Origin of the sequence: Pseudomonas sp. MPDS (genome assembly GCF_013283895.1) — a bacterium.
Taxonomy (GTDB): Bacteria; Pseudomonadota; Gammaproteobacteria; order Pseudomonadales; family Pseudomonadaceae; genus Aquipseudomonas; species Aquipseudomonas rhizophila.
The window spans coordinates 6057552-6082132 of sequence record NZ_CP054128.1 but is presented as its reverse complement, the minus strand read 5'-3'; the positions used below and the strand labels follow the sequence as shown (position 1 = coordinate 6082132).

At 60.9% G+C, this 24581-nt stretch carries 24 protein-coding genes and 1 other RNA gene; 15 read left to right on the top strand and 10 right to left on the bottom strand.

What is annotated here, in order from left to right:
- Nucleotides 1–14: 14 nt before the first annotated feature.
- The 4 genes from HQ912_RS27035 to HQ912_RS27020 form a co-directional block, all read right to left on the bottom strand.
- A complete protein-coding gene (locus HQ912_RS27035; protein WP_047226085.1) occupies nucleotides 15–620 on the bottom strand; it encodes a 5-formyltetrahydrofolate cyclo-ligase in 606 nt (201 codons plus the stop codon).
- Nucleotides 621–736: 116 nt separating this feature from the next.
- Nucleotides 737–916, bottom strand: a non-coding RNA gene (gene ssrS / locus HQ912_RS27030) — 6S RNA.
- A 30-nt stretch (nucleotides 917–946) separates the two neighbouring features.
- The gene (locus HQ912_RS27025) at nucleotides 947–1264 is read right to left on the bottom strand and encodes a cell division protein ZapA (RefSeq protein ID WP_047226084.1); all 318 of its coding nucleotides are present in this window, start codon (nucleotides 1262–1264) and stop codon (nucleotides 947–949) included.
- Nucleotides 1261–1470: a TIGR02449 family protein gene (locus HQ912_RS27020; protein ID WP_030138125.1), complete on the bottom strand. Its 210-nt coding sequence runs from the start codon at nucleotides 1468–1470 to the stop codon at nucleotides 1261–1263. The genes HQ912_RS27025 and HQ912_RS27020 overlap by 4 nt, the downstream gene beginning before the upstream one ends.
- A 127-nt stretch (nucleotides 1471–1597) precedes the next feature.
- On the opposite strand from HQ912_RS27020, the gene HQ912_RS27015 reads away from it, so the two are divergent.
- The 8 genes from HQ912_RS27015 (at nucleotide 1598) to gcvH (ending at nucleotide 10644) form a co-directional block, all read left to right on the top strand.
- Nucleotides 1598–2152 (top strand): YecA family protein, encoded by a 555-nt coding sequence (locus HQ912_RS27015; RefSeq protein WP_047226083.1) that lies wholly within the window; start codon nucleotides 1598–1600, stop codon nucleotides 2150–2152.
- Nucleotides 2153–2179: 27 nt separating this feature from the next.
- Nucleotides 2180–3514 (top strand): Xaa-Pro aminopeptidase, encoded by a 1335-nt coding sequence (pepP, locus tag HQ912_RS27010; protein ID WP_047226082.1) that lies wholly within the window; start codon nucleotides 2180–2182, stop codon nucleotides 3512–3514.
- Nucleotides 3511–4698, top strand: coding sequence for a 2-octaprenyl-6-methoxyphenyl hydroxylase (gene ubiH / locus HQ912_RS27005; protein WP_107321379.1), 1188 nt, complete (start codon nucleotides 3511–3513; stop codon nucleotides 4696–4698). The genes pepP and ubiH overlap by 4 nt, the downstream gene beginning before the upstream one ends.
- A gap of 67 nt (nucleotides 4699–4765) precedes the next feature.
- Complete coding sequence (locus tag HQ912_RS27000; protein WP_171061307.1) at nucleotides 4766–5983, top strand: 2-octaprenyl-3-methyl-6-methoxy-1,4-benzoquinol hydroxylase; 1218 nt, start codon at nucleotides 4766–4768, stop codon at nucleotides 5981–5983.
- 242 nt (nucleotides 5984–6225) lie between these two features.
- The gene (locus tag HQ912_RS26995) at nucleotides 6226–7230 is read left to right on the top strand and encodes an extracellular solute-binding protein (RefSeq protein WP_076383055.1); all 1005 of its coding nucleotides are present in this window, start codon (nucleotides 6226–6228) and stop codon (nucleotides 7228–7230) included.
- 129 nt (nucleotides 7231–7359) lie between these two features.
- On the top strand, nucleotides 7360–8976 hold the full coding sequence (locus tag HQ912_RS26990) for an ABC transporter permease (RefSeq protein ID WP_173407490.1): 1617 nt from the start codon (nucleotides 7360–7362) through the stop codon (nucleotides 8974–8976).
- Between the two features lie 150 nt (nucleotides 8977–9126).
- Nucleotides 9127–10209: a glycine cleavage system aminomethyltransferase GcvT gene (gcvT, locus tag HQ912_RS26985; protein ID WP_047226077.1), complete on the top strand. Its 1083-nt coding sequence runs from the start codon at nucleotides 9127–9129 to the stop codon at nucleotides 10207–10209.
- A gap of 51 nt (nucleotides 10210–10260) precedes the next feature.
- Nucleotides 10261–10644 carry a glycine cleavage system protein GcvH gene (gene gcvH, locus HQ912_RS26980; protein ID WP_047226076.1) on the top strand — a complete coding sequence of 128 codons (384 nt, stop codon included), beginning with the start codon at nucleotides 10261–10263 and terminating at the stop codon, nucleotides 10642–10644.
- Between the two features lie 175 nt (nucleotides 10645–10819).
- Here the strand turns inward: gcvH and HQ912_RS26975 are convergent, their stop codons facing one another.
- The 5 genes from HQ912_RS26975 to HQ912_RS26955 form a co-directional block, all read right to left on the bottom strand.
- Nucleotides 10820–11140: a DUF2388 domain-containing protein gene (locus HQ912_RS26975; protein ID WP_171061308.1), complete on the bottom strand. Its 321-nt coding sequence runs from the start codon at nucleotides 11138–11140 to the stop codon at nucleotides 10820–10822.
- Between the two features lie 65 nt (nucleotides 11141–11205).
- On the bottom strand, nucleotides 11206–11655 hold the full coding sequence (locus HQ912_RS26970; protein ID WP_047226074.1) for an NfeD family protein: 450 nt from the start codon (nucleotides 11653–11655) through the stop codon (nucleotides 11206–11208).
- Nucleotides 11656–11664: 9 nt separating this feature from the next.
- Complete coding sequence (locus HQ912_RS26965) at nucleotides 11665–12585, bottom strand: SPFH domain-containing protein (protein ID WP_047226073.1); 921 nt, start codon at nucleotides 12583–12585, stop codon at nucleotides 11665–11667.
- A 174-nt stretch (nucleotides 12586–12759) separates the two neighbouring features.
- Nucleotides 12760–14544 carry a GspE/PulE family protein gene (locus HQ912_RS26960; RefSeq protein ID WP_047226072.1) on the bottom strand — a complete coding sequence of 595 codons (1785 nt, stop codon included), beginning with the start codon at nucleotides 14542–14544 and terminating at the stop codon, nucleotides 12760–12762.
- Nucleotides 14545–14688: 144 nt separating this feature from the next.
- The gene (locus HQ912_RS26955) at nucleotides 14689–15021 is read right to left on the bottom strand and encodes a hypothetical protein (protein ID WP_047226071.1); all 333 of its coding nucleotides are present in this window, start codon (nucleotides 15019–15021) and stop codon (nucleotides 14689–14691) included.
- A gap of 125 nt (nucleotides 15022–15146) precedes the next feature.
- On the opposite strand from HQ912_RS26955, the gene HQ912_RS26950 reads away from it, so the two are divergent.
- Entirely contained in the window at nucleotides 15147–15617 is a 471-nt protein-coding gene (locus HQ912_RS26950) for an Lrp/AsnC family transcriptional regulator (RefSeq protein ID WP_047226070.1), read from the top strand.
- Between the two features lie 113 nt (nucleotides 15618–15730).
- On the opposite strand, the gene HQ912_RS26945 is transcribed toward HQ912_RS26950, so the two are convergent.
- Nucleotides 15731–17098, bottom strand: a complete 1368-nt coding sequence (locus tag HQ912_RS26945; protein WP_173407572.1) for an inorganic triphosphatase — start codon at nucleotides 17096–17098, stop codon at nucleotides 15731–15733.
- Between the two features lie 205 nt (nucleotides 17099–17303).
- Here HQ912_RS26945 and argE point away from each other — a divergent pair, with 205 nt between their 5' ends.
- The 6 genes from argE to HQ912_RS26915 all read left to right on the top strand — a co-directional run bounded on the left by argE (nucleotide 17304) and on the right by HQ912_RS26915 (nucleotide 24560).
- On the top strand, nucleotides 17304–18461 hold the full coding sequence (gene argE / locus HQ912_RS26940) for an acetylornithine deacetylase (RefSeq protein ID WP_173407489.1): 1158 nt from the start codon (nucleotides 17304–17306) through the stop codon (nucleotides 18459–18461).
- A gap of 133 nt (nucleotides 18462–18594) precedes the next feature.
- Complete coding sequence (argA, locus tag HQ912_RS26935) at nucleotides 18595–19893, top strand: amino-acid N-acetyltransferase (RefSeq protein WP_047226067.1); 1299 nt, start codon at nucleotides 18595–18597, stop codon at nucleotides 19891–19893.
- Between the two features lie 487 nt (nucleotides 19894–20380).
- Nucleotides 20381–21700 (top strand): OprD family outer membrane porin, encoded by a 1320-nt coding sequence (locus HQ912_RS26930; RefSeq protein ID WP_173407488.1) that lies wholly within the window; start codon nucleotides 20381–20383, stop codon nucleotides 21698–21700.
- A 282-nt stretch (nucleotides 21701–21982) separates the two neighbouring features.
- The gene (locus HQ912_RS26925; RefSeq protein WP_047226065.1) at nucleotides 21983–22621 is read left to right on the top strand and encodes a peroxiredoxin; all 639 of its coding nucleotides are present in this window, start codon (nucleotides 21983–21985) and stop codon (nucleotides 22619–22621) included.
- Between the two features lie 289 nt (nucleotides 22622–22910).
- Nucleotides 22911–23504 (top strand): NADPH-dependent FMN reductase, encoded by a 594-nt coding sequence (gene ssuE, locus HQ912_RS26920; protein WP_173407487.1) that lies wholly within the window; start codon nucleotides 22911–22913, stop codon nucleotides 23502–23504.
- A 90-nt stretch (nucleotides 23505–23594) separates the two neighbouring features.
- The gene (locus HQ912_RS26915; protein ID WP_173407486.1) at nucleotides 23595–24560 is read left to right on the top strand and encodes a sulfonate ABC transporter substrate-binding protein; all 966 of its coding nucleotides are present in this window, start codon (nucleotides 23595–23597) and stop codon (nucleotides 24558–24560) included.
- The last annotated feature ends 21 nt before the right edge of the window (nucleotides 24561–24581 follow it).

Below are 24581 nucleotides of genomic sequence, written 5' to 3'. Positions count from 1 at the left end.
TTTCCCTGCGGCGTCTACCCCGCGATATACCAATGCCGGTCGCTGACCGTTCCCTGCAGCGGCACGTCCCAGCTCGCCTGCGCCAACCGTTCGACTTTCTGACATTCATGGGCCAGTCCCAGCAGTGTCGGCTTGCGCCATTGCTTGCGTCGCGCCAGATACGCCAGGCTGCGGTCATAAAAGCCACCGCCCATGCCCAGCCGACCTCCCGCATCGTCAAACCCCACCAGCGGCAATAGCACCAGGTCCAGAGTCCAGACCTTGCGTTGCCGGGCGATGTTCATCCGCGGCTCCAGAATACGAAAACGATTGGGCCGCAGCTTTTCGCCGGGGCGGATGCGCTGGAACACCATCTTGGTCTGCGGCCATGGGCTCAGTACCGGCAGATAAGTGGCCTTGCCCCGGCGCTGAGCGGCGCGCAGCAACAGGCGCGGGTCGATCTCGCCATCGTTGGGCAGGTACAGGGCGATGTGTCTTGCCCGGCGAAACAGCGGGTGCTGGGCCAGTTGCCTATAGAGCCCGCGAGCGGCTTCACGCTGCTGGGCAGGTGTCAGGGCGCGACGGGCCTGGCGTAGCAGGCGGCGGAGTTGCGGGCGCGGCAGCAGCGCGGGTTCGGTCATATCGATATTTCACGCAATCGGAGGCGACAGCACAGCGTAACCGCAAAACAGCGCGCTCAGAAATGCCTGCGCCAGACACAACAATGCCAGTCTTGATGACTGGCATTGTGAGAATCAGGCTCCCCGGATGAACCGCTGTCGGCTTAGCCCTTGAACCCGAAAGTTCAAGGTGGAAGTTGCAGGGGGCGTTAAGGCTTTCCGTCAAGCGGACATGCACACCGGCCCCAACGTGCAACTCCCGTGGTTGTGCGTATCGGCTCAGGGACATCACCAACTGGCAAGCACCCCAGGGAGTGACGCAAGTATACCCCAGGCAGCCTCGCGAATCAGCCCTTGCTGACGTCCGGGTCGGTGGCCAGTACCAGATCCACCCGATCGAGCAGGTCGCGCACCTGTTCACGGGTCGAGCCGCTGACTTGCACGTCCGGCGTATCCTGGCGGTGCAACAGCTCGTGGGTGATGTTCAAGGCAGCCATTACAGCAATGCGGTCGGCGCCGATGACTTTGCCGCTGCTGCGGATCTCGCGCATCTTGCCGTCCAGGTAACGGGCGGCGCTTACCAGGTTGCTGCGCTCTTCCTGGGGACAGATGATCGAATATTCTTTATCGAGGATCTGCACGGTTACGCTATTGCTTGAACTCATGAGTCTTGCTCCAGGGCCTTGAGGCGCGAAATCATCGATTCGACCTTACGCCGGGCGATTTCGTTTTTTTCAATGAGGTGCGCGCGTTCCTCGCGCCAGGTCTTTTCCTGAGCTAATAGGAGTCCGTTTTGGCTCTTAAGTTGCTCGACCCGCTCAATTAGCAATTCGAGTCTGGCCATCAGCGCTTGCAGGTCGGTGTCTTCCATTGTGTCCACTGAAGATTGTGTCTGATGGGGATAGGGTCGCACAGCCTCTGATAGTCTTGGCGAGTCTGTCGATGTAGGATACAAGGCCTCCATTCTAGACATAGCGCCGTCTGGCGCCTAGCTGCCCATGCCCATTCAGAATTCCCCGTATCAAGCGTTTGCCACCCTGCTGAGCACCAGCGGTCATCCTGTCTCGCCTGCTGAACTGCATGGCCTGTTGCTTGGGCGCAGTTGCGCCGGCGCCGGCTTCGATGCCGACGGCTGGCTGGCTGACGCCGCCGAGTTGCTGGAAGGCGAGCCGGCGGACAACGTGCGCAATGCGCTCATCGGCCTGCAGGAAATGGTCAAGGGTGAGTTGACCAGCGATGACATGACCGTCGTCCTGCTGCTGCCTACCGATGACGCTCCGCTGGCCGAACGCGCCGCAGCGCTGGGCCAGTGGTGCCAGGGCTTCCTCGCCGGCTTCGGCCTGACCCGCCGCGAATATGCGTTGAGTGACGAGGCCAAGGAAGTATTGCAAGACCTGGCGGCGATCTCTCAGGTCCAGGACGCCCTGGAAGAATCCGATGACGGTGAAAGCGACTACATGGAAGTGATGGAGTACCTGCGGGTCGCGCCATTGCTCCTGTTCACCGAAACCAAGAAAACCGCTGAACCGGCCGCCAAGCCGTCCTTGCACTGATTGCTTGAAAGGGAACACCGTCTGCCCATGATTCATATCCCGAAATCGGAATACAGCCGTCGCCGCAAGGCCCTGATGGCGCAGATGGAACCCAACAGCATCGCAATCCTGCCCGCCGCCGCCGTTGCCATCCGCAACCGCGACGTCGAGCACGTTTACCGCCAGGACAGCGACTTTCAATACCTCAGCGGCTTCCCCGAGCCGCAAGCGGTGATCGTGCTGATGCCCGGCCGGGCCCATGGCGAATACATCCTGTTCTGCCGCGAACGCAACGCCGAGCGGGAGTTGTGGGATGGCCTGCGAGCCGGCCAGGAAGGGGCGATGCGTGACTATGGCGCCGACGATGCATTTCCCATCACCGACATCGACGACATCCTGCCGGGCCTGATCGAGGGCCGTGACCGGGTGTATTCGGCCATGGGCAGCAACCCGGAATTCGATCGGCACCTGATGGAGTGGATCAACGTGATTCGCTCCAAGGCCCATCTCGGTGCCCAGCCGCCGAACGAATTCGTTGCCCTGGATCATCTGCTGCACGACATGCGCCTGTATAAATCGGCGGCAGAGGTGAAGGTGATGCGCGAAGCGGCGCGGATTTCCGCCCAGGCGCACATCCGGGCCATGCAGGCCGCGCGCACGGGGTTGTACGAATACAGCCTGGAGGCCGAGCTGGATTATGAGTTCCGCAAGGGCGGGGCGAAAATGCCGGCCTACGGGTCGATCGTCGCGGCGGGTCGCAACAGCTGCATCCTGCATTACCAGCAGAACGACGCACTGCTCAAGGACGGCGACCTGGTATTGATCGACGCCGGTTGTGAAATCGACTGCTACGCCAGTGATATCACCCGTACCTGGCCAGTCAGCGGCAAGTTTTCGCCCGAGCAGAAGGCGATCTACGAAGTGGTGCTGGCCGCCCAGGAAGCGGCGTTCGCCGAAATTGCGCCGGACAAACACTGGAACCAGGCCCACGAAGCAACAGTGCGAGTCATTACCGAAGGGCTGGTGCGCCTGGGCCTGCTGGAGGGCGAAGTGGACGAGTTGATCGCCAGCGAAGCCCACAGGGCCTTCTACATGCACCGCGCCGGCCACTGGCTGGGCATGGACGTGCACGACGTTGGCGAGTACCGGGTCGGCGGCGAATGGCGGGTACTGGAAGTCGGTATGACGTTGACCGTGGAGCCGGGCATCTACATCGCCCCGAACAACCGCAACGTAGCGAAAAAATGGCGCGGCATTGGCGTGCGCATCGAGGATGACGTGGTAGTGACCAAAACCGGTTGTGAAATCCTGAGTCACGGCGTACCCAAGACGGTCGCCGAAATCGAGGCCCTGATGGCCGCCGCCCGGGCTGATGCGGCATGAGCCGGGTCAATCTGGCGATCGTCGGCGGTGGCCTGGTAGGCGCGAGCCTGGCCCTGGCCCTGCAAGCCGGCGCCAAGGCCCGGGGTTGGAAGATCATGCTGATCGAACCCTTCGCCCCCGGCGATGCCTGGCAGCCGAGCTACGATGCCCGTTCCTCGGCCTTGTCGTTCGGGTCCCGGCAGATTTATCAACGCCTGGGTATCTGGCAGGAAGTGTCTCGTCGCGCCGAGCCGATCAAGCAGATCCACGTGTCTGATCGCGGGCGATTTTCCACGGCGCGGTTGTCGGCCATGGAAGAAGGGGTGCCGGCCCTGGGGTATGTGGTGGAAAACGCCTGGCTCGGCCAGTGCCTGTGGCAAGGGTTGGACACCGAGGTGGTCAGTTGGCACTGTCCGGCACAAGTTACCCGGATGGAGCCCATGGTCGGCGGCTATCGCCTGACGCTCGATGACGAAACCACCTTGGAATGCGACCTTGCCGTGCTGGCTGACGGTGGTCGTTCCAGCCTGCGCGAACAGCTGGGTATTGGCGTGCGCAATCGACCTTATGGGCAGAGCGCGCTGATTGCCAACATCACACCCGGCGAAGCCCACAACGGCATGGCCTTCGAGCGCTTCACCGACGACGGCCCGATGGCCTTGCTGCCGCTGCCGGAAAACCGTTGCGCGTTGGTCTGGACCCGCCAGGGCATGGATGCGCAACGTCTGGCGGTCCTGGATGAGCGCAGCTTTCTCAGCGAATTGCAGGGCGTGTTCGGTTATCGCCTGGGCACCCTGAAACAAGTTGGCGCTCGGCATCTTTATCCGTTGGCGCTGGTGGAAGCCGAAGAGCAGGTCCGCCCGCATCTGGCGATCCTGGGCAACGCGGCCCACAGTCTGCATCCGATTGCCGGCCAGGGGTTCAATCTGTCCCTGCGCGATGCCCAGGCCCTGGCCGACGCCTTGCTCGACAGCGACAGCGCGCCGGGGGATTTCGCCGTGCTGCAAGCCTATCGCGAGCGTCAGCGGATGGATCAGACGCTGACCGTCGGGTTTTCCGACCAGGTTACGCGGCTGTTCAGCAGCAACCTGCCGCTGGTGTCCCTGGGCCGCAACCTTGGCCTGCTGGGGCTCGACCTGCTGCCTCCGGCCAAGCGCTGGTTCGCCCGCCAGGCCATGGGGTTGGGGACGCGTCCCGATGCGTGAGGCTTGGTTCGATCTTTTTTCTCATGGGCGACTCATGTCGCCAGCACAACAGGCTTAAAGCATGGAATTGCGTGCAGATCTGCTGATTGTCGGCGCCGGAATGGTCGGCAGCGCCCTGGCGCTGGCGTTGCAGGGTAGTGGCCTGCAAGTGCTGTTGCTCGACGGCAGCCCGATGAGCGTCAAACCCTTCGATCCCCAGGCTGCCTTCGAACCTCGGGTCAGTGCATTGTCGGCGGCGAGCCAGCGGATCCTTGATCGTCTTGGGGTCTGGGACGGTATTATCGCCCGGCGCGCCAGTCCTTATACCAACATGCACGTCTGGGATGGCAGCGGCACCGGGCAGATCCATTTCTCGGCGGCCAGCCTGCATGCCGAGGTCCTGGGGCACATCGTCGAAAACCGCGTCGTGCAGGATGCCCTGCTGGACCGCCTGCATGACTGCGATCTGGGTCTGCTGGCCAACGCTCGGCTTGAGCAGATGCGCCGCTCCGGCGATGACTGGTTGCTGACCCTGGCCGATGGCCGCACCCTGCGGGCACCGCTGGTGATCGCCGCCGACGGTGCGAACTCCGCCGTGCGTCGCTTGACGGGGGTTGCCACCCGGGAATGGGATTACCTGCACCACGCCATCGTAACCAGTGTGCGCAGCGCCCGGCCTCATCGGATGACCGCATGGCAGCGCTTTACCGATAACGGTCCCTTGGCATTCCTGCCACTGGAGCGCGACGGCCTGCACGACTGGTGCTCGATCGTCTGGTCCACCACCCCTGGCGAGGCTCAGCGGTTGATGGCGCTTGAGGAAGCGGATTTCTGCAACGAGCTGGAGCGGGCCTTCGAGGGGCAACTGGGGACGGTGCTGAGCGCCGATTCGCGCTTGTGCGTACCGCTGCGCCAGCGCCATGCCAAGCGCTACGTGGCCGAAGGGCTGGCGCTGATCGGCGATGCGGCCCACACCATCCATCCGCTGGCCGGACAGGGGGTGAACCTGGGTTTCCTGGATGCCGCCGTCCTGGCCGAAGTGCTGTTGCAGGCGGCCGGGCGCGGTGAACGGCTGGCGGACGTGAAGGTACTGAGCCGCTACGAACGCCGACGCATGCCCCATAACCTGGCGCTGATGGCCGCGATGGAAGGGTTTGAGCGGCTGTTCCAGGCCGATCCGTTGCCAGTGCGTTGGCTGCGTAATACCGGGCTGAAACTGGTGGACGGTCTGCCCGAGGCCAAGGCGTTGTTCGTACGTGAGGCGTTGGGGTTGACCGGGGATTTGCCGGATTTGGCCAAGGTCTGAGAGATGGGTTGGGGCTTATGGCCCTATCGCGGGCAAGCCTTGCTCCCACAAGCTCTTGCTTCCACAGGGGCAATGTGGGACGAGCTTTTGTGGGAGCACGGCTTGCCCGCGATGGCGGACGCAAAAACACAGCACCTCTCATAGTTGCAACATTTTGAAACGTTTCTGGACACTGTTCGATTGAGAAGGCAAATGTGAGTCCTTATCATTCGCGCACTTATAACAATCGAGAGACCGCTCCCATGTTGGCACCCAAGCGTCTGCTGTCCGTCCTCGCCTTGACCCTGATCGGCGCTACCGCCGCCCAGGCTGCCGATGAGGTAGTGGTCTACTCCTCGCGTATCGATGAGCTGATCAAGCCGGTTTTCGATGCCTACACCAAAAAGACGGGCGTCTCGGTGAAGTTCATCACCGACAAGGAAGCGCCATTGATGCAGCGGATCAAGGCCGAGGGTGAAAACGCCACCGCGGACCTGTTGCTGACCGTCGACGCCGGCAACCTCTGGCAGGCCGAGCAGATGGGGATTCTCCAACCGTTCACCTCCAAGGTGATCGACGCCAACATCCCGGCCCAATACCGTGCGTCTTCCCACGCCTGGACCGGCCTGAGCCTGCGGGCGCGGACCATTGTCTACTCCACCGACCGGGTCAAACCGAGCGAACTGACCACCTATGAAGCCCTGGCGGGTAAAGAGTGGGAAGGCCGTCTGTGCCTGCGCACTTCGAAGAAGGTCTACAACCAGTCCCTGACCGCCACCCTGATCGAAACCCACGGCGCGGAAAAAACCGAAGAAATCATCAAGGGCTGGGTCAAGAACCTGTCCACCGATGTGTTCTCCGATGACACGGCACTGCTTGAAGCCATCAATGCCGGGCAGTGCGACGTCGGTATCGTCAACACTTACTACTTCGGTCGCCTGCACCAGCAGAAGCCGGACCTGAAGGTCAAGCTGTTCTGGCCGAACCAGGCCGACCGTGGCGTGCACATCAATCTCTCGGGCATCGGCCTGACCAAGTACGCACCGCACCCGGAAGCCGCGAAGAAACTGGTGGAGTGGATGACCACGCCCGAAGCCCAGAACATCTTTGCCGACGTGAACCAGGAGTTCCCGGCCAATCCGAACGTGGAGCCTTCCAAGGAAGTCGCCGCCTGGGGCAAGTTCAAGGCTGACACCCTGCCGGTTGAAGTGGCGGGTAAACGCCAGGCCGAAGCTATCCGCTTGATGGATCGCGCTGGCTGGAACTAAAAAAACACTCAAGATCGCAGCCTGCGACAGCTTCTACAGGGGATCGCGTTCCAATGTAGAAGGTGGCGCAGGTTGCGATCTTTTTTTTGCGGTTTAATAGGCGTTTGCTGACTGCCCCGAGATTCCCCCTTGGCCCACCCCGTCCAACGCCGCTGGTACCCTCTGGTTTTTGCTATCGCCGCGCTGGTGCTGTTGCCCTTGAGCGTCCTGCTGCTGTCCTGGCAAAACATCGATCAGCAAATCTGGTCCCACCTGTGGGATACCCAGATGCCACGCTTGTTGGGCAACACCCTGACGCTGATTGTCGGTGTGGGTGTCGGTGTAACGTTGCTGGGCGTCAGCCTTGCCTGGCTCACCAGCCTGTGTGAGTTCCCCGGGCGACGCTGGCTCGACTGGGCGTTAATGTTGCCGTTTGCGATTCCGGCCTACGTGCTGGCGTTTGTCTTCGTGGGCCTGCTGGACTTTGCCGGTCCGGTGCAGACATTGATGCGCGAATGGTTCGGCAGCAACCTGCGCCTGCCCCGGGTACGCTCCACCGGCGGAGTGATCCTGGTGCTGGTCCTGGTCTTTTACCCTTACGTTTATTTGCTGGCGCGAAGTGCGTTCCTGGCCCAAGGCAAGGGATTGATGGAAGCGGCCCGGGTGCTCGGGCAGTCGCCGTGGCAGGCGTTCTGGCGAGTGGCGTTGCCGGTGGCCCGACCGGCCATTGGTGCCGGCGTGGCGCTGGCGTTGATGGAAACCCTGGCGGATTTCGGCGCGGTGTCGGTGTTCAACTTCGACACCTTCACCACGGCCATCTACAAAACCTGGTACGGCTTCTTCAGCCTCTCCAGCGCCGCGCAACTGGCCAGCCTGTTGCTGCTGGCGGTGATGCTGGTGCTTTACGGCGAACGCCGCGCCCGAGGCGCCCAGCGGGCGAGCAACGAGCGACCCCGGGTCAAGGCGCTTTATCACTTGCGCGGTCTCAAGGCGGTGGCGGCCAGCGGCTGGTGCGCCCTGGTGTTTGCCTGCGCATTTGTTATTCCGATGCTGCAACTGCTGGTGTGGTTCTGGCAGCGTGGCCGGTTCGATCTGGATGAGCGTTATGCCGGGCTGATCGTCCATACCCTCTATCTGGGTGGGCTGGCGGCACTGGTCACCGTTTGCGTCGCCTTGCTGTTGGCCTTCGCTCGGCGTCTGGCGCCGACCCGTCCCATTCGCGCCGGTGTTGGCCTGGCGAACCTGGGCTACGCCTTGCCCGGTTCGGTGCTGGCGGTATCGATCATGCTTGCCTTCAGCTATCTGGACCGCGAACTGGTCATCCCCCTGTCAACGCTACTTGGCGGTGCCGGCAAACCGTTGCTGTTGGGCAGCCTGTCGGCCCTGCTGCTGGCCTATCTGGTGCGCTTTTTGGCCGTGGCCTACGGTCCACTGGAAAGCAGCCTCGCGCGAATCCGTCCTTCTTTGCCTGAGGCAGCACGCAGCCTTGGGGTCAGTGGGCCGCGACTGTTTTTCAAAGTGTATCTGCCGTTGCTGTTGCCGGGCACCTTGAGTGCGGCGTTGCTGGTGTTCGTCGATGTGCTCAAGGAAATGCCCGCGACGCTGCTGATGCGCCCGTTTGGCTGGGACACGCTGGCGGTGCGGATCTTTGAAATGACCAGTGAAGGGGAGTGGGCCCGGGCCGCGTTACCGGCGCTGACCCTGGTGCTGGTGGGGTTGTTGCCGGTCATCGGATTGATACGACGCTCGGCCCATCGAAACAGCTAGGTGTCAGTCCTACATCATGCGGCTACAATGCGCGGCATTCGGTGCGGTCCGTCTGTCGGACCGGGCAACTGATAGCGTCTGAAAACGTTTTTGGCGTTCACGCTGTGCAGTGCTCGTCCGCACCTTCGCCAATCCCGGAAGGAGACACCCATGGGACAGCGTACGCCTCTGTATGACCTTCATCTCGCCCTCGGCGCGAAGATGGTCGATTTTGGCGGTTGGGATATGCCTTTGCATTACGGCTCGCAGGTTGAGGAGCACCATCAGGTGCGTCGCGACTGCGGTGTGTTCGATGTATCCCACATGACCGTTATCGATGTCGCCGGTCCCCAGGCCAAGGTCTGGTTGCAGCGCTTGCTGGCCAACGATGTCGATCGCTTGCAGGACACGGGACGTGCCTTGTACAGCACCATGCTTAACGAGCGCGGCGGCATCGTCGACGACATGATCATTTATCGGGTCGAGCACGGCTATCGGCTGGTCTTCAACGCCTCGACCCGCGATCAGGACCTGGCCTGGATGCAGGCACAGCTTGGTGAATACGATGTGCACCTGCTTGAACGCCCCGAACTGGCAATGCTGGCGATCCAGGGCCCCCAGGCCCGGCACAAGATTGCCGAACTGGTTTCGCAATCGCGCGGCCAACTGATCCAGCAACTCAAGCCTTTCGAAGGCCGTGCCGACGGTGACTGGTTCATCGCCCGTACCGGCTACACTGGCGAAGATGGCCTGGAAATCGTCCTGCCTGCCCACGAAGCCCCAAGTTTTTTCAATGATCTGGTGGGCGCCGGCATTTCTCCCATCGGCCTTGGCGCTCGCGATACCTTGCGCCTGGAAGCTGGCATGAACCTGTATGGCCAGGACATCCACCAGGACGTTTCTCCGCTGGCCTCGAACATGGCCTGGAGCATCGCCTGGGAACCGGCGAGCCGTCAGTTCATCGGGCGCAGTGCTCTGGAAGCCGAGCTGGCCGGCGGTGTACAGCAAAAACTGGTGGGCCTGGTGCTGGAAGAACGCGGCGTTCTGCGCGCTCATCAGGTGGTCCGCATCGCCGATGTTGGCGAAGGGGAGATCACCAGTGGTAGTTTTTCTCCTACGCTTAGCAAGTCAATTGCCTTGGCACGCGTTCCGATGGCCACCGCCGATCGTGCCGAGGTAGAAATTCGTGGTAAGTGGTACCCGGTACGAGTGGTCAAGCCGACCTTCGTCCGCCATGGCAAAACCCTGATCTAACCTTTTGCGGCGGGCCGCTGGCCGCTGACACTTCTCTTGAGGACACAGAGTATGAGTTTTATCCCTACCGATTTGCATTTTGCCGAAAGCCACGAGTGGGCGCGCCTGGAAGCTGACGGTACCGTCACCGTGGGCATCAGCGATCATGCGCAGGAAGCTCTGGGTGATGTGGTGTTTGTCGAACTGACCGAGGTCGGTAAGGTTTATTCCGCGGGTGACCAGGCCGGTGTGGTGGAGTCGGTAAAAGCCGCTTCCGACATCTACTCGCCGATCAGTGGCGAAGTGATCGCAATCAACGAAGACGTGGGCGGTTCACCGGAACTGCTGAACTCCGATCCCTACGGTGCATGGATCTTCAAGCTCAAGCCAAGCGACAAGGCCGAGCTGGACAAGCTGCTTGATGCAGCAGGCTACAAGGCCGCTATCGGCGAATAAGCAACAAACCTGTGGGAGCGAGCCTGCTCGCGATAGCTGTGGGTCAGTCAATATGGCTGCCACTGATCCACCGCTATCGCGAGCAGGCTCGCTCCCACAGGTTTAAGTGCCTTGGAGAGAATTGCCAGGCAAAAAAATGCCGCTCAATCGAGCGGCATTTTCCATCGGTCTGGAATCAGTCCTGGGCGACGGCGTTTTTCGCCAGGATCGCGTTGGCCAGTTCCATGTCGGTGGCCTGCAAGCCCGGGTTGTCGGCACGGACTTTCTGCATCGCAGCTTCCAGGTATGGACCACGGATACCGCCGTCGCTGGCAACGAAGCTGCCGGCGTCGTCCTGAGCGGCGACGATCAGCTTGTTATCCTTGAAAGTCAGGTAGGTGGAACCGGTGGTTGCACCGGACGAGATGACGTTACGCCAAAACGTGTCGGCCATTGCCGAGCCGACAGGAAGAGCAAGCAAGGCCAAGGTCGCGACAGCAAGTTTGAGACGCATGATAGGTGACTCCACTGGGTTAACTATGACTTTGGATAACCAACTCCTCGATTGAGTTCCATGACGTCTCAGTCAGCCCGTTCTACCAGCAGCACCGCGCCTTCCTGTGCCACCACCCTGACCCGCGTGCCCACGGGCGACTCGGGCCCCTTGGCCAGCCAGACACTGTCCGCCACCTTGATCTTGCCGCGTCCATCGATAATCGCTTCATGAATCTGAAAGACCTTGCCGATCAGTTCCTGCCCGCGCAGGTTCAGGAGCGGTTGATCGCTTTGGCGTACTGCGCTGCGCTGGCGTCGCCACCAGTACAGTGCTGTCGCGATGGCGAAAAGGCCGAACAACAGGAACTGCATTTCCCACGGCATCTGCGGCAGGATGAACGTGAGCACGCCGACCGCGGCGGCGGCTATGCCGATCCACAGCAGGTAGCCGCCGGCGCCAAACACTTCGAGGATCAGCAGGATGACGCCCAGCGCCAGCCAGTCCCAGTACGATAGTTGTTGCAGGAACACCCACATATTGGCGCCTCAGGCTTTCTTGCTGTCGAAGGTGGCCTTGACGATCTCACCGATGCCACCAACCGCTCCGATGACCTGACTGGCTTCCAGCGGCATCAGGATCACTTTGCTGTTGTTGGCCGACGCCAGGCGGCCCAGCGCATCAATGTATTTTTGCGCGACGAAGTAGTTCACGGCCTGGACGTTGCCGTCTGCGATTGCCTGGGATACCACCTGGGTGGCCAGCGCTTCGGCTTGCGCTTGACGCTCGCGGGCCTCGGACTCCAGGAACGCGGCCTGGCGGCTGCCCTCTGCCTCGAGGATCTGCGCCTGCTTCTTGCCCTCGGCGGTGAGAATCGCCGACGCTCGCAAGCCCTCGGCTTCCAGGATTTGGGCACGCTTGATGCGTTCGGCTTTCATCTGCCCTGACATGGCGGCCATCAGGTCGGCCGGTGGGCTGATGTCCTTGATCTCGATCCGGGTGATCTTGATGCCCCACGGTGCTGTAGCTTCATCGACAGTGCGCAGCAGTTTTTCATTGATGCCATCACGCTGGCTCAGCATCGCGTCCAGCTCCATGGACCCCAACACGGTGCGGATATTGGTTTGCAGCAGATTGCGGATCGCGTGCTCGAGGTTGTTGACCTCGTACGCAGCCTGGGCGGTGTTGACCACCTGGAAGAAGCACACCGCGTCGATCTGCACCGTGGCGTTGTCGGCGGTGATGACCTCCTGAGGTGGGATGTCCAGTACGCTTTCCATGACATTGATCTTGCGGCCGATGCGATCCATCACTGGGATGATGATGTTCAAGCCGGGCTTGAGGGTGTTGGTGTAGCGGCCGAACCGTTCGACAGTCCATTGGTAGCCCTGGGGCACGACCTTGAAGCCCATGAATAGAATGGCGACCACGAGGCCGATAAAAAGTAAAAGTACGCTACCGATCTGCATGACTGTTCCCTGTTCTGATTGAAAATGACTTGCGCGCCCTGAGTGTAGGGCAAACGGCCATTGTCATCACTCAGTGGGAGCAAAGCTTGCTCGCGATGCAGGCGCCTTGCTTCCCTGGGAGACCGCGTCATTTTCATCGCGGGCAAGCCTTGCTCCCACAGCCTCTCCCCACAGCTACTTCTGCTCGCTCTGCGGGGTCACGCGCAGGACTTCCTCAACGGTCGTCAGCCCTGCGGCGACTTTTTGTGCGCCCGATAACCGCAAGCTGCGCATCCCTTCCTTGAATGCCTGGCGACGCACCGCCAGCAGGTCGGTGTCGGGGTGAATCAAGCCTTTGACGCTGTCGGTCAATTGCATGATTTCGTAGACCCCGGCGCGGCCGCGATAGCCGGTGTCACGGCATTCCAGGCAGCCGACGGCCTGTTGGGCATTGGCCGGCAACGGGGCCTGCCAGGGGCGTGTCAGGGTCTGCCAATCGTCTTCATCCAGGGTCAGAGGGGCCTTGCAGTGCGGGCACAGCGTGCGCACCAGGCGCTGGGCCATGACGCCGAGCACCGTGGCTTTGATCAGGTAATGGGGCACGCCTAGCTCCAGCAAGCGACTGATGGCGCTCGGTGCATCGTTGGTGTGCAGGGTCGAGAGGACGAGGTGTCCGGTGAGCGCCGCCTGGATCGCCATTTCAGCGGTTTCCAGATCGCGGATCTCGCCGATCATGATGATGTCCGGGTCTTGCCGCATCAGCGCCCGGACCCCGGCGGCGAAGGTCAGGTCGATGTTGTGCTGCACCTGCATCTGGTTGAAGGACGCCTCGACCATTTCAATCGGGTCCTCGATGGTGCAAAGGTTTACCTCTGGTGTCGCCAGCTTCTTGAGGGTGGTGTAGAGGGTGGTGGTCTTGCCCGAACCGGTGGGGCCGGTCACCAGGATGATGCCGTTGGGCTGACGGGTCATGTCTTGCCAGCGGCGCAGGTCATCGGCGGAGAAGCCGAGCTGGTCGAAGTCCTTGAGCAGTACTTCGGGATCGAAGATCCGCATGACCATTTTTTCGCCAAACGCCGTGGGCAGCGTCGACAGGCGTAATTCCACTTCGCCACCGTCCGGAGTCTTGGTCTTGACCCGACCGTCCTGGGGCTTGCGCTTTTCCGCGACGTTCATCCGCCCCAGGCTCTTGAGGCGACTGATGATCGCCATCGTCACCTGCGGCGGGAACTGATAGACGGTGTGCAGCACCCCGTCGATGCGAAAGCGCACCGTGCCCTGCTCGCGACGCGGTTCGATGTGGATATCGCTGGCACGTTGCTGGAAGGCGTATTGGAACAGCCAGTCGACAATGTTGACGATATGGGCGTCGTTGGCGTCCGGCTCCTGATCGCTGGCGCCCAGGTTGAGCAGTTGTTCGAAGTTGCTCAGGTTGCTCGGTTGCTGGTCGACCGTAGTGGCGCCGCTGACCGATTTGGCCAGGCGATAGAACTCCACGCTCAGGCGCTGGATATCCACCGGGTTGGCAACGACCCTCTGGATCGGCAGCTTGAGTACATGGGTCAGGTCCGCTTCCCAACTGCTGACGTAAGGCTGGGCGCTGGCCACCGTGACCGCGTCGCGGTCCACAGCCACCGCGAGAATCTTGTGGCGCTGGGCAAAGGCGTAGGACATCAGCGGCGTGACGGCCGCCACGTTGATTTTCAGCGGGTCGATGCGCAGGTAGGGCTGGCCGGCCTGTTGCGACAGCCAGAGGGTCAGGCTTTCCAGGTCCAGGCGCTTGCCGGGGCGGCTGAGATCGTCCAGATGCTGGTTGGCGATGAACTCCAGTGGGTGCAGCTGGGCGCTGGCGCTATGGCGCCGGCGCGCATTGAGTGCGGTTTCGGCGCAGTCCTGGCTGATGAAGCCCTGGGCGACCAATTGGCGCAGCAGATCATTGAGGTCCAGCCAGCGGTCCTGAGTGGCGTGTTTGGTGGACATGCGGGTTCCTATTGGACAATTGCAGCAAAGCCGCGATACAGACGCTTCGGCGTCCTCGCTCGGTCTGCAAAAGAATAGTCCCGACACTATGGACCGTTGGGCCACTACCCGACCAATGCGTTTCGAATTCTTGCCGGCAGCCGTTCAGCCTGCCGCCTGGGCCGGCTCAAGGCGCGCACTGTCAGCGTCTTGCAGGTCCACGGAGCACACGCTGATCAGGTTACGTAATTTTTCAGCGAGCACTTGGGCACGGTGCCAGCTCAACCCGTCCATGAGGATCTCCATCGACAGCAGATCGTCGTCGCGTTCGACGTGGACCTGCCGGGGTGTCAGGCCTTGCAAGGCAAACAGATTCAGCGCCCGGCACAGCAGATCCGGTTCGGCTTCGGCCCGCAGATGGTAGTGGGCGCGACAATGGCGATTCTGGGCGTGCCAGACATCGGGTCGGTTGGAGGTGACGGCTTCGAGAGGGGGCATGGACGGTCTCCGGGGATGTGGAGAAATGTTTACATGCGCGACGGGGTATTTCTTATCTAATATGAATGATTATTCAGATCCGGTGAATCGTATGATTCTGGATTAAGCCTAGAAGAGGTTTATTTATGCACGGAGAGTTGGACGGCTACGACCGCAGGATCCTGGCGCTGCTCCAAGAGGATGCTTCGCTGTCCAGCGCGCAGATCGCCGAACAGGTGGGCTTGTCCCAATCACCCTGCTGGCGGCGGATTCAACGGATGAAGGAGGAGGGGATTATTCGCGGTCAGGTGACCTTGCTCGATCGCAAGAAAATCGGCCTCAACACGCAGATATTCGCCGAAATCAAACTCAACGCGCACGGACGTTCGAACTTCACCGAGTTCACCGAAGCCATTCGCGGCTTTCCCGAGGTGCTGGAATGCTACGTGCTGATGGGGTCGGTGGATTTCCTGCTGCGCATCGTCACGGCGGACATCGAGGCGTATGAACGCTTCTTCTTCGAAAAGCTGTCGATGGTGCCGGGGATCCAGGAAGTGAACTCGATTGTGGCGCTGTCGGAGATCAAATCGACGACGAGTTTGCCGGTGGTGCGCTGAGCTTGTTTTTGCGGTGTTTGTGCTGGCCCCCATCGCGAGCAGGCTCGCTCCCACATGGGATCTCTGTTCGCCGAAGATCCATTGTGGGAGCGAGCCTGCTCGCGATGGCGATGTTACAGGCGCAGCAAAGTCTTCCAGGCCCGATTCTGATAAACCGCAATCGCCTGTTGCTTGCGCGCCTCCAGGGCTTCTTCGGTAATCGGTTCGTTGGCCAGTTGTGCCAGTTTGTTCAGCTCACCGTAGAGGCGGTCCATTTCCGGGATTTCCAGCACATGGCGAGCGTGGTGCAGCCAGGCCTGGATGCGTTCAATGCGCGGCAGCTGTTCGGCCAGGTCTTCCGGCTGTTGCTGATAGCGTTGCAGTTGCAGCGACGAGGACTCTTCGCCCAGCAGGCGCGGCAGCCAGCTAGCCAGTTGGGCGGCACCCTGGCGATTGCCGCGGGTGTTGCGCTCGGCGGCCCAGCTGCGGGCCAGCAGCCAGCGTGAAGTGTTGAGGGAGAATTGGCCCCAGCGCGGGTCTTGCAGCTCTTCAAGGAACTGTTCCGGCGCGGCCTTGCGCACGTCTTCGTCATCCAGGCCGGCCTGGACCAACGGGCGCCAGTCTTCCAGCAGTGCGTCCAGGGCGACGCGCAAGTCATGCGTTGATTGGCGTGGTGCGGCCTGGCCGAGACTGCTGAGCAGGGCGCGCAATTCGGCCAGGTTTTCCACCCAGTCCTGCAGCAGGCGCCAGTGGCCGTTGAAACGATACTGTTCGGCCAGACGCTGGCTGCTGCTCAGCAAATGCCAGCTCAGCGCGGCAAAGGCATCATCGAGTGGCATCTCGGCGGTCAATTGCGGGGCCGGCAGACTCAGGGCATAGCTGTTCGCATCATGCAGGCGATAACCGCGCTCGGCCTTGCTGATATCACACGGCATCAAGGGCAGGGTCGCGGCCAGCTCGGCGGCCAGTTCCAGCAGGGCAGCGGGTTCACCTTCGCGCAATTCCAGCTCCAGCTCGCAGATTTCTTCCTTCTGCTTGCCGACCACGACGTGGCCCAGGTCCAGCGCGGCCTCGATGACCACTTTGCTTTTGCCGCGGCCCCAGGCGATTTCCGCGCGTTCACGCACGAAATCGGTGGTGAAGATGGCCTTGAGGGTTTTCTTGTCCAGTTCGGCCAACGCCTCTGGCCAGCATTCGCCATCGAGTTTCTTCAGGTCGAGCTTGGCTTTGGGCAGGTGCCAGTCGTACTCGTTGCGCTCGGACAGGCCGGCGATGCTCTGGCCGCGAGTCTTGAGGGTCTGGATCACCTCTTCGCCGTCGCGACGCAGGCGCAGGGCGACCTTGGCCCCGGCCAGGTCACGCTCTGGCGTGTCGAAATACTGGTTCATCAGTTCGTGGCGTTCCCAGCCGCTTTTGTTGCGTTTCTTGAGCAATGGGTGCTCGCGCAAGGCTGCCAGGGTCTCGCGGCTGACGCGGAGTTTGATTTCGGTTTCTTTCTGCATGGCCGGAAAATCCAGGGATCGGGTGCGCAGCCGGGGGAAGGTGTGGCTGCCAAGGCCGTGCAGTGTACAGGACTCATCCATTCTACGCGCCGCGGCGGTTTATGGGAGTGTCCTGTCTCACCAATACTGTTCCTTTTTGGTGAGACAGGACACTCGCGCAAGATGGTTCTATGATGGACATCAATTTGTAAGTCCGGAGCCAGCGATGCCTTTGCCCACCCTGAAAGATCAGTTCGCTGCCCTGATCGCCGCGCCTTCGGTCAGTTGTACCCAACCTGGGCTGGACCAGTCCAACAGTGCCGTGATCGAGCTGCTGGCGGGTTGGCTCGTCGATCTGGGGTTCTCCTGCGATATCCAGCAGGTCAGCCCCGGCAAGTTCAATTTGCTGGCCAGTTTCGGCAGCGGTCCCGGAGGCCTGGTACTGGCCGGGCACAGCGACACGGTGCCGTTCGATGGCCAGTTGTGGCAGACCGATCCGCTGAAGCTCACCGAGGTCGATGGTCGTTGGGTTGGCCTGGGCAGTTGCGACATGAAGGGTTTTTTCGCCCTCGCCATCGAAGCGGTCAAGCCCTTGCTGGAGCAACCGTTCAAGCAGCCCTTGCTGATCCTGGCCACTTGCGACGAAGAAAGCTCCATGGCCGGCGCCCGTGCCCTGGCCGATGCCGGAAGGCCGTTGGGGCGTGCGGCGGTGATCGGCGAGCCGACCGGCCTCAAGCCGATTCGGATGCACAAAGGCATCATGATGGAGCGCATCGACATCCTCGGGCGCAGCGGTCATTCCTCCGACCCGAGCCTGGGTCACAGCGCCCTTGAAGCGATGCACGACGCCATGGGCGAGTTGCGTGGCCTGCGTCTGCAATGGCAGCGCGAATTTCGTAACCCGCAATTCACCGTGCCACAGCCAACCCTGAATTTCGGCTGCATCCACGGTGGCGACAACCCCAACCGGATTTGCGGTCAGTGCTCCATGGAGTTCGACCTGCGGCCATTGCCCGGCATGGACCCGAATGTCTTGCGGGCGGCGATCCAGCAGAAGCTCAATCCCATCGCCGAGCGCCATAAAGTCAAGATCGACTACGCACCGCTGTTCCCCGAAGTGCCCCCCTTCGAGCAGGCCGAAGACTGCGAACTGGTGCGAGTGGCCGAGCGACTCACCGGCCATCGTGCCGAAGCAGTGGCGTTTGGCACCGAAGCGCCTTATCTTCAGCGTCTTGGCTGCGAAACCCTGGTACTTGGCCCCGGCGATATCGCCTGTGCCCACCAACCGGGCGAGTACCTTGAAATGTCACGTTTGCAACCTACCGTGCAGCTATTGCGGCAACTGATCGAACATTACTGCCTGACACCGGCCACGGCCGGCTAAATTGCCCACATCCGGGCCCGTATTCATGAGGAGAGCGCGCGTGTCGCCAAGCCTGTTCCGACGATAACCATCAGCCCGCTGTGCGTTCCGTTTCGTCTTTTTTCGGCTGCTATTTATTTACAGGCCCAGGTTCATGCCCGAATACGTCAATTGGCTTCGTCACGCTTCGCCCTACATCAACGCCCACCGCGATTGCACCTTCATCGTCATGCTGCCCGGCGATGGTGTGGAACATCCGAACTTCGGCAACATCGTCCACGACCTGGTGCTGCTGCACAGCCTTGGCGTGCGCCTGGTGCTGGTTCATGGTTCGCGTCCACAGATCGAAACCCGCCTCGCCGCGCGGGGCCTGACGCCCCATTACCACCACGGTATGCGCATCACCGACGCTGCAACCCTGGAGTGCGTGATCGACGCTGTCGGCCAGCTACGCATCGCCATTGAAGCGCGCCTGTCGATGGACATGGCGTCCTCGCCGATGCAGGGTTCGCGCCTGCGGGTCGCCAGCGGCAACCTGGTGACGGCACGGCCCATCGGCGTACTGGAAGGCGTGGATTATCACCACACCGGCGAAGTCCGTCGGGTCGATCGCAAGGGCATCAATCGCCTGCTGGACGAACGCTCCATCGTCCTGCTGTCACCATTGGGCTATTCGCCGACCGGGGAGATTTTCAACCTCGCCTGCGAAGACGTGGCGACCCGGGCGGCCATCGACCTGGCAGCCGACAAACTGCTGCTGTTCGGTGCCGAGCAGGGGCTGATCGGCGAAGACGGTCGTTTAGTGCGCGAGTTGCGCCCGCAACAGGTCCCGGCCCACATGCAACGGCTGGGCAGCGACTATCAGGCCGAGCTGCTGGATGCGGCGGCCCAGGCCTGTCGCGGCGGTGTGGCGCGCAGTCATATCGTCAGCTACGTCGAAGACGGTGCGTTGCTGGCCGAACTGTTTACCCGCGATGGCAGCGGTACGCTGGTGGCCCAGGAACAATTCGAGGTGGTGCGCGAAGCGGCCATCGAGGATGTCGGCGGTTTGCTGGACCTGATCAGCCCGCTGGAAGAACAGGGGATTCTGGTGCGTCGTTCCCGCGAAGTGCTGGAGCGTGAGATTGAGCAGTTCAGCGTGGTCGAACGCGAAGGCATGATCATCGCCTGCGCGGCGCTTTATCAGATCGCCGATTCGGATGCCGGGGAGCTGGCGTGCCTGGCGGTGAATCCGGAATACCGCCACGGCGGTCGTGGCGATGAGCTGCTGGAGCGGATCGAAACCCGGGCTCGGGCCAAAGGGCTCAAGACGCTCTTCGTACTCACCACCCGTACGGCCCATTGGTTCCGCGAGCGGGGCTTTGAGCCCAGCAGTGTCGAGCGCCTGCCAGCGGCGCGGGCATCGCTGTACAACTATCAGCGCAACTCGAAAATCTTCGAAAAAGCCCTCTAGGCGTCCTGCCTGGGGGAGCCGCACATCGGAGCGAACCGCGTAGCTGCGACCTTCTTGATTCCAGACAATGATCCGTCAGGCTGGAATCCATCAAGATCGCAGCTACGCTGTTTTGTCCATGAGTGCTGCATTTGGAATGCTTGGGAGCCTGCTGCGTTTCCCAGGATCGCCACAGTGCAGAACCGCCATCAATAAAAACATTCAGTAATTCACAGACTGGCCGATATGCCATGTCACCGTTGGATGACGCTTTGATGGCGGTGATATTTCCAAATGAGCTGAAAACTTATGAAACAATTCTTTTTAGATTTATAAACAAACCATTATTCTGCGGGCCGATGTCGCGGGGTTAGACGATGGTCGTAATCACAAATGCTTACGATTGACTTGCCAGTCACGGTCTGGCGCTAATCACGCATCCGCGGATTCCGGGCGTTCGATCCGGAACCAAAGACACACAAGAATTAGAAAACGAGAGGAGCGAAGCATGAACAAGTCCACCTTGGCCCTGGCTGTGGCCGTTGGGGTTCTGGCGCAGCAGGCAGGCGCCGCGGGTTTTATCGAGGACAGCAAGGCGTCTGTCAGTTCTCGTACGTTGTATTTCAATAACGATAACCGTGAAACGGGCACTGAAGATCTGCGCGAAACGGGCACCGGCCTCAAATTCGACTACAAATCTGGCTTCACGCAAGGTGTGGTTGGTTTCGGCATCGACGCTCAGGCGCTGGTTGGTATTCGTCTCGATGGGGGGAGGGGTCGTAACGCCGGCTCCTATATGCCAGCCGATACTGATGGTTCGGCTGTGCATGAGTGGAGCCGTTTGTCCGGCAACGTAAAGGCACTTTTCTCCAAAACCGAAGCTCACGTGGGTGGCGCCCTGGCACCAAACCTGCCGATCCTGGTTGCCAACGACAGCCGTCTGCTGCCACAGACCTTTGAAGGTGGCACCATCACCTCCAAGGAAATCGACAACGTTACTTTCAACGCTGGTCAGTTGGAACACGCCACAGGTCGTGCATCGAGCAACAGCACTGGTCTGGCAGTGGCGGGCGGTACCGAGGAAAGCAACCAGTTCCGTTACGCCGGTGCTGACTGGAAGGTCACCAAAGACCTGACCCTGCAGTACTACTACGCCAACCTGCAGGATTACTACAAGCAGCACTTCCTGGGCGCGGTACACGTTTTCCCGATCAGCGAGGGGCAATCCTTCAAGACCGACCTGCGCTATTTCGACAGCAGCTCGGATGGCCGTAACGGCGACGCGGGCTATCGCTTCAACAACAACAGTGGCTATGCCAAGAACCCGGGCGAGGTCGATAACAAGACCTGGAGCGCGATGTTCACTTACACCCTCGGCGGCAGTGCCTTCCTGTTGGGTCACCAGCAAGTCGGCGATGACGGTGGTTTTGTCTACCTGAACCAGGGCAACGTAGTTGATGGCAACGGTCGCCCCGAAGGTGCCGGTGGTGCGAGCTTCTACCTGTTCACCGACAGCATGATCAACGGGTTTGTCCGTGCCGGTGAAAATACCACCTTCGGCCAATACTCCTACGACTTCGCTTCCTTGGGCGTTCCAGGCCTGAAAGCCTCGGTTTCCTACCTGCGTGGTGATGAGGTTAAAACCGTCAGCGGCTCAAGCGATTACTCCGAGTGGGAACGCGACATGCGTGTGGATTACGTCATCCAGCAGGGTGCGTTGAAAGGCTTCGGTACCACCGTGCGTCACGGCTCCTACCGCAGCAGCGGTGTTGGCGATGATCAGGATCAGACTCGCGTGATCTTCAACTACACTTACAACTTCATGTAAGACGTAGCGAAGTAAAGAAGCCCCGCCCGGCAGCACGCCGGGCGGGGCTTTTGCGTCTTCGGATCAGGCCCACCCCTGTAGCCTTCTCCGAACCTTCTCCTCTTTCAGCAACTCGAGGCCTTCTCGAAGCCTCGGAAATAATCATGAGCGGCTAGGCCCGAAGCCGCCAGTGAACAGTTTTTTATATTCGCTATTGATCTAGATAAATGGATATTGATTCTTTTTAAAGCAATCAAAACCGGTGCACAGTTTGGACTCACAAAAACCACCAGGAGCCGCACCATGAGCCTCAGACTCGGCGACATCGCCCCCGATTTCGAACAGGATTCCAGCGCCGGCAAGATTCGCTTCCACGAGTGGCTCGGCGATAGCTGGGGAGTGCTGTTTTCCCATCCTGCGGATTTCACACCGGTGTGCACCACCGAACTGGGCCTGACCGCCAAGCTCAAGGACGAGTTCGCCAAACGTGGAGTCAAGGCCATTGCTCTCTCGGTAGACCCGGTGGACTCACACCACAAGTGGATCGAGGACATCAACGAAACTCAGAATGCGGTGGTCAATTTCCCGATCCTGGCCGACGCCGACCGCAAGGTGTCAGACCTGTATGACCTGATCCACCCCAACGCCAGTGACACGCTGACCGTGCGCTCCCTGTTCGTAATCGATCCGAACAAGAAAATCCGCCTGACTATCACGTATCCGGCCAGCACCGGGCGCAATTTCAACGAGATCCTGCGGGTGATCGACTCATTGCAACTGACCGACAACTACAAGGTGGCCACACCGGCCAACTGGCAGGACGGCGATGAAGTGGTGATCGTGCCGTCGCTCAAGGATGAGGACGAAATCAAACAGCGCTTTCCCAAGGGTTACCGCGCGGTAAAACCTTACCTGCGCCTCACTCCGCAGCCCAATCGCTGACGCAAAACCTGAACCTGTGGGAGCGAGCCTGCTCGCGATAGTGGTCTATCAGTCGACATCGCCGCCGGCCGCCATCGCGAGCAGGCTCGCTCCCACAAAGAGGATCTCTGTGCACTAAGGGTTTTGGCCGTTCCGACGGCCTTTTTTACGTCTTGATGTTTATATCTCTTTATCGAATAAACAAATGAAAAAATATGATTTAAAGGTATATAAACCGACTGTTATGGTTTGCTCCATCCCGCGAGATCGCCCACTGCGCATCGCACGTGACAGTTAAGGAATGGTTGGTATGTTGGTTGTCTCGCTCGGCGGCAGTCCTAGCCAGCGCTCCCGTTCAGGAGTGCTGCTGGAGCGCTCACAACGTTGGTTGCAACAACAGGGGGTGGAAGTGGTGAGCTATCAGGTGCGGGATTTTCCCGCCGAGGATTTGCTCCATGCCCGCTTCGGCAGCCCCAAGGTGGTGGACCTGCTCGCCCAGATCGAAAACGCCGACGGGCTGTTGATCGCCACGCCGGTCTACAAGGCGTCTTTTTCCGGTGCATTGAAGACAGTGCTGGACCTTCTGCCGGAACGTGCCCTGGCCCATAAGGTGGTATTGCCCATGGCCACGGGCGGCAGCATCGCCCATATGCTGGCGGTGGATTACGCCCTCAAGCCGGTGCTGTCGGCGCTCAAGGCCCAGGAAATGCTCCATGGGATTTTCGCCGAAGACAGCCAGATCGCTTATGGCGAAGGCAGTGCCCAGGCGCAGTTGGCCCCGGCCCTGCAAGCGCGCCTGAGCGAAGCGCTGGAGCAGTTCTACAGCGCCATGGCTCGTCGGCCAAAGCCGCTGGACCCCAGCGTATTGAATGAACGCCTATTGAATGCTCGCTGGAGCATCTGACCCGATACATCACTGATTCAACTCCACCTTACTCAGCCGCCAACGGCCAAGCAGGTGCAGCCAAAACCCCACAGCAAAAGGAGAGGCGCCATGCGCACTGTCATTTTGCGTCGCGGGCTGGTCGCTCTGTTTGCTGCGGCTGTGTCCTTCGGCGCCATCACCCAGGCTCAAGCCGAGACCCTTCGGATCGGTTACCAAAAATACGGCACGTTGGTGCTGCTCAAGGCCAAGGGTACTTTGGAAAAGCGCCTCGCCGCCCAGGGCGTGGACGTGCAATGGACCGAGTTTCCCGGCGGCCCCCAACTGCTTGAAGGCTTGAACGTCGGCTCCATCGATTTTGGTGTGACCGGCGAAACCCCTCCGGTATTCGCCCAGGCGGCCGGCGCTGACCTGCTTTATGTGGCTTACGAGCCGCCCGCGCCTGACAGCGAGGCGATCCTGGTGCCCAAGGGCTCGCCCATCCAGTCGGTGCAGGACCTCAAGGGCAAGAAAGTCGCGCTGAACAAAGGCTCCAACGTCCACTACCTGCTGGTCCGGGCACTCGAAGATGCAGGCCTCAAGTACGCCGATATCCAGACCGTTTTCCTACCACCGGCCGATGCCCGTGCGGCGTTCGAACGTGGCAGCGTGGACGCCTGGGTGATCTGGGATCCGTATCAGGCGGCCGCTGAGCAACAGTTGCAGGCACGCACCCTGCGTGACGGCAAAGGCATCGTCGATAACCACCAGTTCTACCTCGCCACCAAACCCTATGCGCAAAAAAATCCCCAGGTCATCACGACGCTGGTGGAAGAAGTGCGCGCGGTGGGGGAGTGGTCCAAGGCCAACCCTGAAGAGGTGACCCAGCAGGTAGCGCCGCTGCTCGGCCTGCCGGCGGACATCACCCTGACGGCGGTGAAACGCCAAGGCTACGGGGCGTTGTTCCTCACGCCGGAAGTGGTGGCGGCGCAGCAGAAAATCGCTGACCGCTTCTACCAGCTCAAATTGATCCCCAAACCCTTGAGCATCAAGGACGTGATCTGGACGCCGCCGGCGGCCGTTGCGAAAGCGCAGTAATTCGATCCCTTAGGAGACCAC